The sequence below is a fragment of the Halomonas sp. DP8Y7-1 genome (assembly GCF_019801685.1).
GTDB lineage: Bacteria > Pseudomonadota > Gammaproteobacteria > Pseudomonadales > Halomonadaceae > Halomonas > Halomonas litopenaei_A.
The window spans coordinates 435,705-448,386 of sequence record NZ_JAHVIN010000014.1 but is presented as its reverse complement, the minus strand read 5'-3'; the positions used below and the strand labels follow the sequence as shown (position 1 = coordinate 448,386).

Here is a 12,682-nt window from a genome sequence, read left to right as displayed (position 1 = left end):
AAGGACAAAGGACCTGCCTGGCCTCCCCTACTGCGGCCAAAAACGACAAAGGGCAGCCCCGAAGGACTGCCCTTTGTGTGACGCCGCTTCCACAAGGAAGCCTTGTCATGTCAGCACTGCTTAGCGACGCAGGCCCAGACGCTGGATCAGAGACTGATAGCGCTCGAAATCCTTGCGCTTGAGGTAGTCCAGCAGCTTGCGGCGCTGGTTGACCATGCGGATCAGGCCACGACGGGAGTGGTGGTCCTGCTTGTTGGTCTTGAAGTGATCCTGCAGGCCGTTGATGTTGGCGCTCAGCAGGGCCACCTGAACCTCGGGGGAACCGGTATCGTTGTCACCACGGCCGTATTCGTTGACGATGTCGGCCTTCTGTTCGGCGGTAAGTGCCATCTGTCTCTCCAGTAAGCAATATGCCTGAATGATGAATGTCGGAGACCACGCATATTTGCAGTCTCCAGCTGCCACAACCCCTTGAGGAGGTCAGTCTTGCCCCGAGCCCGCGACGAACGAACTCAGCAGGCGCCGAGGCACGATGTCCCCGACTGGCTCCACCAGACCAAGCCCGATAAAGGACTCGCCCTGATAAAGTCGATACAGTGATCCTTCGCTGGCCGTCATCTGGGCCAACGCGTGCTGCTCCACCTCGCCCCGGGCGGTTCGCCCAAAGCGCATGGCCGCGACACCAGCCTCACTGAGGCGGTGTGCCGGCAGATGCTGAAGCAGGCTGTCGATCGGCGCTAGATGCGCTTCACGTGCGGCGGCGTCATCGGCCTCGAGCCTCTCGAAATCGAGCATGCCCTCGGCATCGAAAGGGCCTGTCTTGAGCCTTCTGAGCTGCGAAATATGTCCTTCGCATCCCAGCGCCTTGGCCATGTCCTCGGCCAGGGTACGCACATAAGTGCCTTTGCTGACCCGGACCTCCAACTCGAAGGCGGGTGCATTCCCGGCAAGGCTCGCTGAGAGTAGCCGGGCATCATACACCCTTATCCGTCGCGTTGCACGATCTACGCTTTTGCCCTCTCGGGCTAGTTCATACAGCTTGCGCCCCTGATGTTTCAGCGCAGAGTACATTGGTGGCAGCTGATCCTGCTCACCAATGAAGCTGTCGACCATGGAAGCAACATCCGCCTCGCACAGCGAGGGCACCACACCCTCGGCAATGACGTTGCCCTCGGCATCACCGGTGTCCGTGCTACGACCCAGTTCCACCCGGGTCCGGTACACCTTGTCAGCTTCAAGCAAATGGCTGGAAAACTTGGTGGCTTCGCCGAACAGTACCGGCAAGAGCCCCGTCGCCATGGGGTCCAGCGTGCCGGTGTGACCGGCCTTCTGCGCCTGGTACAGGCGCCTCGCCCGCTGCAATGCGAAATTGCTGGACATGCCCTTGGGCTTGTCCAGCAACAGTACGCCGTCGATCGGTAATCCTCGGCGACGACGAGCCATTAGTCCTTGGCCCCGTCTTCACCCTCGGAAGTGTCATCCTGATCATCGGCGTGGCGCGAACGATCGCTCGCTACCGCCTCCTCGATCAGGGATGACAGGTGCTGACCGCGAACCACGCTTTCATCGTAATGAAAGCGCAATTCCGGCACATGGCGCAGCTTGATACGACGCGCCACCTGGCTACGCAGGAAACCACCAGCGCGCTTGAGCACCTGAAGGTTTTCCTTGATCCGCTCGGGGTCTTGCTCCCCCAGCAGGGTGATATGCACGTCGGCATAGCCAAGATCACGGCTGACCTCGACGCCGCTGACGGTGACCATCCCCAGGCGCGGGTCCTTGACCTCGCGCTGGATCAGGACCGCCAGCTCCTTCTGGAGCTGGTCGGCCACTCGGTCGGTACGCTTGAATTCGCGCATGGATAACGACTCCCCGAACGCTTACAGCGTGCGCTCGACCTTGACCTGGTCAAAGACCTCGATCTTGTCGTTGACCTGGACATCGTTGTAGTTCTTCACGCCGATGCCACACTCCATGCCGTTGCGCACTTCCTGGACGTCGTCCTTGAAGCGGCGCAGCGACTCGAGCTCACCTTCGTAGATGACCACGTTGTCGCGCAGCACGCGGATCTTCTTGTTACGGAAGACCGTGCCTTCGACCACCATGCAGCCAGCCACCGCACCGATCTTCGGTGCACGGAAGACGTCACGGACCTCGGCCACACCGACGATCTCTTCCTTCCACTCAGGCTCGAGCATGCCGCTCATGGCCTGCTTGACCTCGTCGATCAGGTGGTAGATGACGCTGTAGTAGCGCAGCTCCAGACCTTCACGCTCGATGATCTCGCGGGCAGCCGCGTCGGCACGCACGTTGAAGCCGACCACGATGGCCTCACTGGCCAGGGCCAGGTTGGCATCGGTACCGGTGATACCGCCGACACCGGAGGACACCACGGAGACCTGCACCTCGTCGGTGGACAGCTCCTCGAGGGCGCCTTTGATGGCTTCCAACGAGCCCTGCACATCGGCCTTGAGCACGATGTTGACCTTGGCCGCCTCTTCCTGACCCATCTGCGAGAACATGTTCTCGAGCTTGGCCTTCTGCTGACGTGCCAGACGGATCTCGCGGTACTTGCCCTGACGGAAGTTGGCCACTTCACGGGCCTTCTTCTCGTCGGCGACAACCATGAAGTCATCACCGGCTTCCGGCGTGCCGTCGAGGCCCTGGATCTCCACCGGCATGGCGGGACCCACCGCATCGACCTGCTTGCCAAGCTCGTTGGTCAGCGCACGTACGCGACCATAGTGCAGGCCTGCCAGGACGATATCGCCCTTCTTCAGCGTACCGTTCTGGACCAGTACGGTAGCCACCGGACCACGTCCCTTGTCGAGCCGCGACTCGACCACCACGCCCTTGCCAGGCGCGCTCGGGACTGCCTTGAGCTCGAGCACTTCGGACACCAGGTGGACCGCTTCCAGCAGCGCCTCGATGCCTTCGCCGGTCTTGGCGGAGACGTGGACGAACTGGGTGTCACCACCCCATTCTTCCGAGATGACGCCGTGCTGGGACAGCTCGTTCTTGACCCGGTCGGGATCGGCTTCCGGCTTGTCGATCTTGTTGACCGCCACCACCATCGGCACTTCCGCTGCCTTGGAGTGCTCGACCGCTTCGATCGTCTGAGGCATCACGCCGTCGTCGGCAGCCACGACCAGGATGACAACGTCAGTGGCCTTGGCACCACGAGCACGCATGGCGGTGAACGCCGCGTGTCCAGGCGTATCCAGGAAGGTCACACCATCACTGTCGTCTTCGACGTGATAGGCACCGATGTGCTGGGTAATGCCCCCTGCCTCACCGGTAGCCACCTTGGCACGACGAATGTAGTCGAGCAGCGAGGTCTTGCCGTGGTCGACGTGACCCATGACCGTGACCACCGGAGAGCGAGTGATTTCCTCACCCTCGTAGGAGATGGCTTCGAGCACTTCGGTCTCGAGGGCATCATCCTTGACCAGCTTGGGCGTGTGACCCATTTCTTCCACCACGATCGCCGCGGTGTCCTGGTCAATGGTCTGGTTGATCGTCACCGCCGCGCCCATGGTGAACATGGCCTTGATGACTTCGTTGGCCTTGATCGACATCTTGTCGGCGAGGTCCGCCACCGAGATGGACTCGGGAATGGACACTTCACGGACGATCGGCTGGGTCGGCTTCTGGAAGCCATGCTTGCCGTTGCCCTGGCTGCCACCACGGCGGCTGCCACGACGCTCGGCACGCTTGACCTTCTTGCCGCCACCGCGGCGACGCTCTTCGCGATCGCTACGGTCGTCGTCGTCACGCTCGTTGCGACCCTTCTTGCCGCCCTTGCCCGCAGCCTTCTTGACGGCAGCGCGGCGCACATCACCACGGCCTTCCTTCGGCGGCGCCGGGGGCTCGTCTCCGGCAGGAGCGGAGGTATCGAGCTCGGGCACGGGGATATCGGGCACTGCGGCGGCCTGTTCAGCTTCACGCTGGGCCTTGGCCGCCTGCTCGGCTTCCTGAACCGCCTTCTCTTCGGCGCGCTGCTTGGCCGCTTCGGCTTCTTCAGCCTCACGACGCGCACGAGAATCGGCCATGTCACCGACCAGCTGACGCGGACCGTGGTCCTCGGCCGGGGCCGGAGTTTCTTCCGGGGTCTCTTCGCGCTTGACGTAGGTGCGCTTCTTGCGAACCTGCACCTCGATGGTCTTGCCGCGCTCGCTCGTCTTGATCTTGCTGCGCGTCTTGCGGGTCAGGGTGATGCGATTGCGCGCACCAGCACCGACGCCTGCACCACCACCGTGGCTCTTGGTCAGGAAGTCCAGCAGCTTGCGCTTGTCTTCCTCGGACACGGCATCGCCTTCCGACTTGTGCTCGAGTCCGGCTTCTTTCATCTGCTCCAGCAGACGGGGCACTTCGCGCCCCACCTTTGCTGCAAAATCCTTAACGGTCATCTCTGACATTACGACCCTCCTCAGCCCGTGACCCTGTTACTGTTCGCTCTCGAACCAAGGCGCACGGGCGGTCATGATCAATGCCGCGGCGCGCTCTTCGTCCACCTCTTCGATGTCCACCAGATCGTCGACGGACTGTTCGGCCAGATCTTCCATGGTCTTGATACCACGGCTAGCCAGAATGAAGGCCAGGTGGCGCTCCATACCGTCCATCTCAAGCAGATCATCCGCCGGCTGGGCTCCGTCCAGTTCCTCCTCGGAGGCAATGGCCAGGTTCAAGAGCTCGTCCTTGGCGCGAGCTCGAAGCTCCTCGATGAGGTCTTCGTCGAACTCTTCGATTTCCAGCATTTCCTCGACCGGCACGTAGGCCACCTCTTCCAGAGAGGTGAACCCTTCCTCGACCAGCAGCCGGGCGACATCATCGTCGATGTCCAGATGCTGAACGAAGTGCTCGACCAGGCTGTCGATTTCCTGATCGCGCTTGGCCTCGGCGTCGGCTTCGGTCATGACGTTGATACGCCACCCGGTCAGCTCCGACGCGAGACGCACGTTCTGACCACTACGGCCGATGGCCTGGGCCAGGTTGTCTTCCGCTACGGCGACGTCCATGGCATGGGCATCTTCATCCACCAGGATGGAGGCCACGTCCGCCGGCGCCATGGCGTTGATCACCAGCTGTGCAGGATTGTCATCCCACAGCACGATGTCGACGCGCTCATTCTGAAGCTCGGAGGACACCGCCTGTACCCGCGAACCGCGCATACCGACACAAGCACCTACCGGATCAATCCGACGATCATTGGTCTTGACCGCAATCTTGGCGCGAGAGCCAGGATCACGTGCTGCACCCTTGATCTCGATAAGCTGCTCGGCGATTTCCGGGACTTCGATCTTGAACAGCTCGATGATCATCTGCGGGTTGGTACGCGACAGAATCAGCTGCGCACCGCGCGCCTCGGCGTCGACCTTGACCAGCAGGGCACGCACACGCTCGTTCATGCGATAGCGCTCGCCGGGAATCATCTCACTGCGCGGCAGGAACGCTTCAGCGTTGTCGCCCAGGTCAATGATCAACCCGTCACGTGTCGTCTTCTTGACGATACCTGCCACCAGCTCGCCTTCGCGTTCGGCATAGATACGTACGACTTCGGCACGCTCAGCTTCGCGGACCTTCTGCACGATCACCTGCTTGGCGGTCTGTGCGGCGATACGACCGAAGGCGGCATTCTCGATGCGCTCTTCAACCACGTCACCCAGGCCCAGCGGCGGATCGCGCTTTTCGGCGAAGGTCAGCTTGATTTCGGCATCCGGGCCGTCGAAGTCGTCGTCCTCGACCACCACCCAGCGACGGAAGGTCTCGTACTCACCCGTCACGCGATCGATGTGCACGCGCACGCTGGCTTCCTCATCCTCGAAGCGCTTGCGCGAGGCACTTGCCAGCGCAGCTTCTACGGCCTCGAAGATGACCTCGCGGGGGACACCCTTTTCATTGGAGATCGCATCAACGACCGCCAGAATTTCTTTACTCATGCCTTAAAGCCTCGCCAAAAAACCGATCCTTGTTCTCTCTTGTCGTGCGTCAACTGTTGCGCATCAGCCGTGGCGCACCCGAGTACGTCAGTTATCGAACTGCGGTACCACCCGCGCCTGATCGATACCATCGATCGGGAAGCAATATTCCTCGCCGTCGATCTGAACCAGTACCTCATCGCCCTCGACGCCTGCCAGCAGTCCCTGAAACTTGCGCCGCCCTTCGAACGGGGAGCGCAACTTCAGCGCCACGTGATGGCCGGCGTAACGAGAGAACTGGTCGAGCGTGAACAGCGGACGATCCATGCCCGGCGAAGACACCTCGAGCCGGTATTCACCAGCGATCGGGTCTTCGACGTCCATGATGGCGCTGACCTGGCGACTAATATCGGCACAGTTGTCGACGCTGACACCATCGGCATGATCGATATAAATCACCAGACGGGAATGTTTTCCCTGGGACAGGTAATCGATACCCCAGAGTTCGAACCCCATGGCAGATACCACCGGTTCGATCAACGCATTGAGCGCAGCATCTTTGGTCGCCACGAATGAAAGCTCCTACAGCCGTTGCATCAGCACCTGGCCGGGAGTGAACAGGAAAGTCAGGTGGCTGATTGGCGTTCGCGCTGCCGGGCACACCCGGCAAGCTGCTAACAAAAAGCCCCTTCACAGGAAGGGGCTTTTCCAAGAAACCTGTCACCATCTGGCAGATGTTACGCATGCCCCTTGAGGATACCTGCATGCCTGCCAAGAAGATGGTAGCGGGGACCGGATTTGAACCGATGACCTTCGGGTTATGAGCCCGACGAGCTACCAGACTGCTCCACCCCGCATCAATCTAGGCCGGTGAGTATACTTCGCCATGACCAGGGCGTCAAGGCATCTCACCGAACCGCCAACCCTGAAAAGATCACTGGGCGTACCAGGAGAGCTTGTTTTCCCAACGGCGATGCCGTTTAGAAAATGGTGCCGAAGGCGGGACTTGAACCCGCACGACCATACGGTCACTACCCCCTCAAGATAGCGTGTCTACCAATTCCACCACTTCGGCTAGGGGAGTCCGGAGATCAGCTATCGCTGTCCTCCAGCACTGGCGCAGCATTATCCACATCAGCTGACTCACCGTCAAGCGTAGGCGCGGAATTTTCGGTGTTTTCCTCACCTTGCGCTGGTGCGCTGTTCTGAGTGGAGCTGTCGTCCAGTGTCGGCGTACCGTTTTGCTGCTCGATGACCTCGGCGTCAGGAATACCTGCCACTGGCGCAGCATTGCCTGCCTCGGAGGCGAAATAGGCCAGCGTCAGCGAGGTGGCAAAGAAGCATGCCGCCAGCGCGCCGGTGGCCTTGGACAGAAAACCGCCGCTACCACGGGAACCAAAGACGGTCTGAGAGGCACCGCCACCGAACGAAGCGCCGGCATCGGCACCCTTGCCCTGCTGCAGCAGGATAAGGACGACCAGGGCGATAGCGATCGCCACGTGGATCATGAGAATGGCAACTTGCATGGATTCAACCTGCTGACTGACAAATGGCTAGAAAATCGTCGACCTTCAGCGATGCTCCGCCGATCAGGCCGCCGTCGATGTCCGGTTGGGCCAGCAATTCCGCCGCATTATCGGGCTTCATGCTGCCGCCGTAGAGAACCTGCATGGACGCCGCCAGGGCGCCACCGTACTGCTCGAGTCGCGCTCGGATGGCCGCATGCACGTGCTGCGCCTGCTCGGGTGTCGCGGTACGCCCTGTGCCAATCGCCCACACCGGCTCGTAGGCCAGCACGAGACGGGCTCGCGCATCACTGTCGAGCACGTCCAATACCGCGCACAACTGTCCCAGCACCACCTCTTCGGTGCGACCCGCATCGCGCTCTTCGAGGGTCTCGCCAAGGCAAAGCACCGGCGTCAGGCCCTGATGGAGCGCCGCCTGGACCCGGGCCAGCACTGCGGCGTCATCTTCTCCGAACAGCGTGCGCCGCTCAGAATGGCCCACCAGCACCATCTGTGCACCAACATCACGCAGCATGGCGCCACTGACTTCACCGGTATAGGCGCCATCTGGCTTGTCGCTCAGCGTCTGACCAGCGACACGCACGGAGGATGGAAGCGCCTCTCGCGCCGCTCCGACATAGGGAAAAGGTACAGCCAGCGCTACGGTAACCGCCTCGGGCAGGTCGGCACGGGACAGCGCTTCGGCGAAGCTGTCGATCAGGCTACGCGAGCCGTTCATCTTCCAGTTGCCGGCAATCAGCGGTGCACGCATGGATCATCCTCTTTCAAGGTGGGCCGAAATGGTATAGGAGAGGCCCTGTCAAGACAACAATCATGACGGACACGCCGACCCAGTACCTGGGGCCAAGCAGCGGCCCCGATAGTGTCAGAACTGGCGTCAGCGTGCCGCCGCAAGGGGCAGGGTCAGCTCACCAGCCCACGCACATCATCGGCAAGGCGACGTGCCAGCCCCTCAACGTCCAGATGGGGGCGACCCTCGACCATGACGCGAATCAACGGCTCAGTGCCGGATGGACGCAGCAGCACTCGCCCTTCAGCGCCCAACTCCGCCTCTACGGCCTTGGTCGCAGCGTCCAGGCTAGGCTCTGCCATCACGGCCTTGGCATCAACACCCGCGGGCAATCGCACGTTGACCAGTGACTGGGGGGCTTTCTCGAAACCGTACAGCAACCGCGACAGCGGCTTCTCCTCGCGCACCATGTACGACAACACCTGCAGCGCCGAGACGATACCATCCCCCGTCGTCTGCACATGACGGCACACGATATGACCCGACGACTCGCCGCCAAGCAACCAGTTGTTGGCCGCCAGTCGCTCCATCACGTAACGGTCGCCGACCTTGGCCCGCTCGAACGGCACACCCATGCCTTCCAGCGCTGCCGCCAGCCCAAAGTTGCTCATCAGGGTGCCGACCACTCCCCCACCCAGTTCGCCTCGCTCGTGGCGGTCCTTGGCGATCAGGTAGAGCATGTCGTCGCCATCGATTTCATGACCATCGGCATCGACCATCAACACGCGGTCGCCATCCCCATCGAAGGCCACCCCCAGATCCGCCCCCTGCTGAATCACTGCGGCCCGCAACGCCGCGGGATGGGTCGAGCCGACCTCACGGTTGATATTCAGGCCATCTGGCTCGGCGCCTACCAGGGTCACCTTGGCACCCAACTCTTTGAATACCGCAGGAGCGATGTGGTACGTGGCCCCATGGGCGCAATCGAGGACGATCCGCAGCCCATGCAGGTTGACGCGATCCGGAATGGTCGACTTGCAGAACTCGATGTAGCGCCCGGCAGCGTCATCGACGCGACTTGCCTTGCCCAGCTCATCCGGCGGCACGGTGGTCAGCGTCTCTTCCAGGGCTTTTTCGATCCGTTCTTCGATCTCATCACCCAGCTTCGCGCCTTCGGCCGAGAAGAACTTGATGCCATTGTCCTGATAGGCGTTGTGGGACGCCGAAATCACGATGCCGGCATCCGCCCTGAAGGTACGCGTCAGGTAGGCAATACCGGGCGTCGGCATTGGCCCCAGCAACATGACGTCAACGCCAGCTGCCGACAACCCTGCCTCGAGGGCCGACTCGAACATGTAGCCGGAGATCCGCGTATCCTTGCCAATCAACACGCGCGCCCGCTGCCGGCGCGGCTCGAGCACGCGCCCAGTCGCCCATCCAAGCTTGAGCATGAAGTCAGGGGTGATGGGCGCCTGCCCGACGGTGCCGCGAATTCCGTCCGTGCCAAAGTAGCGTCTAGCCATGGTGTTCTCCTTCCTCGAGAACGGCCCAAGTCATGTTCACCGCGTCCACATGGGGCCCCACATCGTGAACGCGCAATATGCGAGCACCGCGCTCGACCGCCAGCGCCGACAAGGCCAGGCCTCCCGGCAGACGCTCTTCGACAGCGCGATCGAGCACCTTGCCGATCATGCTCTTGCGAGACATGCCGACCAGCAGCGGAAGCCCCAGGGCTTCCAGACGCTCCATGCGGTGCAATAGGCGAAGATTATGCTCTACCGTCTTGGCGAAACCAAAGCCCGGGTCCAGCAAGATACGTTCCCGACGCAGCCCAGCAGCCTCACATTCTGCGACACGGGATTCCAGGAAGCGCGCGACTTCTTCCTCGACCGGTTCCGCGTAGCTCGGTGCGTCCTGCATATCGCCCGGCTCACCCAGCATATGCATCAGCACTACTGGCAACCCCGTTCCGGTCGCCGCTGCCAGCGCACCTTCGCGCCGCAGGTTGCGCACGTCGTTGATCATGCCTGCGCCAGCCAGTGCGCTTTCACGCATTACCTCAGGCGTCGAGGTATCCACCGACACCAGGGCGTCCAGCTCGCGCACCAGCGCCTCAACCACGGGAACAACGCGATCCATTTCCTGCTGGGCGCTCACCGGAGCGGCCCCCGGTCGGGTCGACTCGCCACCCACGTCAATGATGGCGGCACCTTCCGCCAGCATCTGTTCAGCGTGACGCAGGGCATCATCGATCACCATGTGGCGCCCGCCGTCAGAGAAAGAATCAGGCGTCACGTTAAGAATGCCCATGACGCGGGGAAAGGTGAGATCGAGCCGATGACGGCCGCAGGGCAGCACGGCGGGATAACGAGATTCCATCGGTGAAAAAGTCCTGGCTGGAGACATGGTAAGACACGAGATGAGGGCCACTATCGCAGCATCGCGCGACAGCTGCCCCTGCAACGCCAGAGGCGCCCCGTGGGGCGCCTCTGTCAGGGGCAGAGCATCAGCTGCCGGCGGGGCCGCCGAGGGGGTCGGAGGGACGACGACCGGGACTGTCATCGTCTTCCTCGTCACCTTCTTCGCTGTCAGCACTGGGCTGATCATTGTCGGCAGTGGCAGCGGGATCGCCGGTCACCGGAGACCCACCACCGGAGCCAGGCTCATCCCAGTCCTTGGGTGGACGCGGATCACGACCTTCCATGATGTCCTTGAGCTGATCGGCATCGATGGTCTCGTACTGCATCAGCGCGTCGGCCATGGCATCCAGCTTGTCGCGATTGTCCTCGAGGATCTGTTGTGCCTGCTCGTAGCAGCCATCGATGATCTTGCGGACTTCCCGATCAAGGCGCGTGGTGGTGTCGCCGGACTTGAGCTTGCCGCCGCCCTGACCCGGGCCGCCGAGGAACTGATGCGACTCGTCCTCGTCGTACATGATCGGACCCATCTCTTCCGACAGACCCCACTTGGCCACCATGTTGTGGGCAAGCTCAGTGGCGCGCTTGATGTCGTTGGATGCCCCCGTCGTGACGCCATTCGGACCCAGCGTCATTTCCTCGGCGATACGGCCGCCGAACAATGAGCAGATCTGACTGATGATCTGCTGCCGCGACAGGCTGTAGCGATCCTGTTCCGGCAGGAACATCGTCACACCCAGCGCACGCCCACGAGGAATAATGGTGACCTTGTACACCGGATCATGCTCGGGCATGACCAGACCGATGATGGCATGGCCGGCCTCGTGGTAGGCGGTATTCAACTTTTCCTTTTCGGTCATGACCATGGAGCGGCGCTCGGCACCCATCATGATCTTGTCCTTGGCCAGCTCCAGCTCCTCCATACCCACCAGACGCTTGTTGCGGCGGGCCGAGAACAGGGCTGCCTCGTTGACCAGGTTGGCCAGGTCGGCACCGGAGAACCCGGGGGTACCACGAGCGATGAAGGTCGGCTTGACGTCATCAGCCAGCGGCACCTTGCGCAGGTGGACGTTGAGGATGTGCTCACGACCGCGAATATCGGGCAGCGGCACCACCACCTGACGGTCGAAGCGACCTGGGCGCAGCAGAGCCGGATCCAACACGTCGGGACGGTTGGTGGCAGCGATCACGATGATGCCTTCGTTGGCCTCGAAGCCGTCCATCTCGACCAGCAACTGGTTCAAAGTCTGCTCACGCTCATCGTTGCCGCCACCCATGCCGGCACCGCGCGAGCGACCTACGGCGTCAATCTCGTCGATGAAGATGATGCAGGGCGCCTGCTTCTTGGCCTGTTCGAACATGTCGCGAACACGGGAAGCACCGACACCCACGAACATCTCGACAAAGTCAGAGCCGGAGATCGAGAAGAACGGGACCTTGGCCTCACCAGCGATAGACTTCGCCAGCAGGGTCTTACCCGTACCAGGCGGGCCCACCATCAGCACACCACGGGGAATCGTCCCGCCCAGACGCTGGAACTTGGTGGGGTCGCGCAGGAAGTCGACCAGCTCCTCGACCTCTTCCTTGGCCTCATCGCAGCCAGCAACATCCGCAAAGGTCGTCTTGATCTGATCCTGGGACAGCAGCTTCGCCTTGGACTTGCCGAAGCTCATCGGGCCGCCTTTACCGGCGCCGCCACCCTGCATCTGACGCATGAAGAACATGAAGATGGCCAGGATCAGCAGGATCGGGAAGCTGGCAATCAGCAGCCGCGTCCATAAGCTCTGCTGTTCGGGCTTCTTGCCCACCACAGTCACGTTATTGGACAGCAGATCATCCATCAGCTTCGGATCTTCCGCCGAAGGGCGAATCGTCTGGAAGCTGGAGCCATCGTTGCGCTCACCGCTGATCGTGTAACCATCGATGGTCACACTGCGTACTTGTTCATTTTGCACCTGCTGGACGAACTGTGAGTAGTTCATCTGGTTCGGTGCATTCTCGACGCTGAAGTTGTTGAACACCGTCAGCAGCACCGCCGCGATGACCAACCACAGAATCAGGTTCTTCGCCATGTCGTTCAAGGGACCACCC

11 protein-coding genes and 2 tRNA genes are annotated in these 12,682 nt (G+C 61.7%); all 13 read right to left on the bottom strand.

Going from position 1 to position 12,682, the window contains the following annotated elements; translation table 11 throughout:
• Nucleotides 1-120 precede the first annotated feature (120 nt).
• The 13 genes from rpsO to ftsH all read right to left on the bottom strand — a co-directional run bounded on the left by rpsO (nt 121) and on the right by ftsH (nt 12,672).
• On the bottom strand, nt 121-390 hold the full coding sequence (gene rpsO / locus KUV41_RS18940; RefSeq protein WP_206942494.1) for a 30S ribosomal protein S15: 270 nt from the start codon (nt 388-390) through the stop codon (nt 121-123).
• 90 nt (nt 391-480) lie between these two features.
• The gene (gene truB, locus KUV41_RS18935) at nt 481-1,443 is read right to left on the bottom strand and encodes a tRNA pseudouridine(55) synthase TruB (RefSeq protein ID WP_222486988.1); all 963 of its coding nucleotides are present in this window, start codon (nt 1,441-1,443) and stop codon (nt 481-483) included.
• Nucleotides 1,443-1,859, bottom strand: coding sequence for a 30S ribosome-binding factor RbfA (rbfA, locus tag KUV41_RS18930; protein WP_206942492.1), 417 nt, complete (start codon nt 1,857-1,859; stop codon nt 1,443-1,445). The genes truB and rbfA overlap by 1 nt, the downstream gene beginning before the upstream one ends.
• A 21-nt stretch (nt 1,860-1,880) precedes the next feature.
• Nucleotides 1,881-4,418: a translation initiation factor IF-2 gene (gene infB / locus KUV41_RS18925; protein ID WP_206942491.1), complete on the bottom strand. Its 2,538-nt coding sequence runs from the start codon at nt 4,416-4,418 to the stop codon at nt 1,881-1,883.
• Between the two features lie 27 nt (nt 4,419-4,445).
• Nucleotides 4,446-5,939: a transcription termination factor NusA gene (gene nusA, locus KUV41_RS18920; RefSeq protein ID WP_206942490.1), complete on the bottom strand. Its 1,494-nt coding sequence runs from the start codon at nt 5,937-5,939 to the stop codon at nt 4,446-4,448.
• A gap of 87 nt (nt 5,940-6,026) precedes the next feature.
• Entirely contained in the window at nt 6,027-6,488 is a 462-nt protein-coding gene (rimP, locus tag KUV41_RS18915) for a ribosome maturation factor RimP (protein ID WP_206942489.1), read from the bottom strand.
• 210 nt (nt 6,489-6,698) lie between these two features.
• Nucleotides 6,699-6,775 (bottom strand) — tRNA-Met (locus KUV41_RS18910).
• A 131-nt stretch (nt 6,776-6,906) separates the two neighbouring features.
• Nucleotides 6,907-6,993: transfer RNA gene (locus KUV41_RS18905), tRNA-Leu, on the bottom strand.
• Nucleotides 6,994-7,009: 16 nt separating this feature from the next.
• Complete coding sequence (gene secG, locus KUV41_RS18900; RefSeq protein WP_206942488.1) at nt 7,010-7,444, bottom strand: preprotein translocase subunit SecG; 435 nt, start codon at nt 7,442-7,444, stop codon at nt 7,010-7,012.
• Nucleotides 7,445-7,448: 4 nt separating this feature from the next.
• Nucleotides 7,449-8,195: a triose-phosphate isomerase gene (gene tpiA, locus KUV41_RS18895; RefSeq protein WP_206942486.1), complete on the bottom strand. Its 747-nt coding sequence runs from the start codon at nt 8,193-8,195 to the stop codon at nt 7,449-7,451.
• Between the two features lie 152 nt (nt 8,196-8,347).
• A complete protein-coding gene (glmM, locus tag KUV41_RS18890) occupies nt 8,348-9,697 on the bottom strand; it encodes a phosphoglucosamine mutase (protein WP_206942485.1) in 1,350 nt (449 codons plus the stop codon).
• Nucleotides 9,690-10,484 (bottom strand): dihydropteroate synthase, encoded by a 795-nt coding sequence (folP, locus tag KUV41_RS18885; RefSeq protein ID WP_222162494.1) that lies wholly within the window; start codon nt 10,482-10,484, stop codon nt 9,690-9,692. The genes glmM and folP overlap by 8 nt, the downstream gene beginning before the upstream one ends.
• 196 nt (nt 10,485-10,680) lie before the next feature.
• Nucleotides 10,681-12,672: an ATP-dependent zinc metalloprotease FtsH gene (ftsH, locus tag KUV41_RS18880; RefSeq protein WP_222162144.1), complete on the bottom strand. Its 1,992-nt coding sequence runs from the start codon at nt 12,670-12,672 to the stop codon at nt 10,681-10,683.
• Between the last annotated feature and the right edge of the window lie 10 nt (nt 12,673-12,682).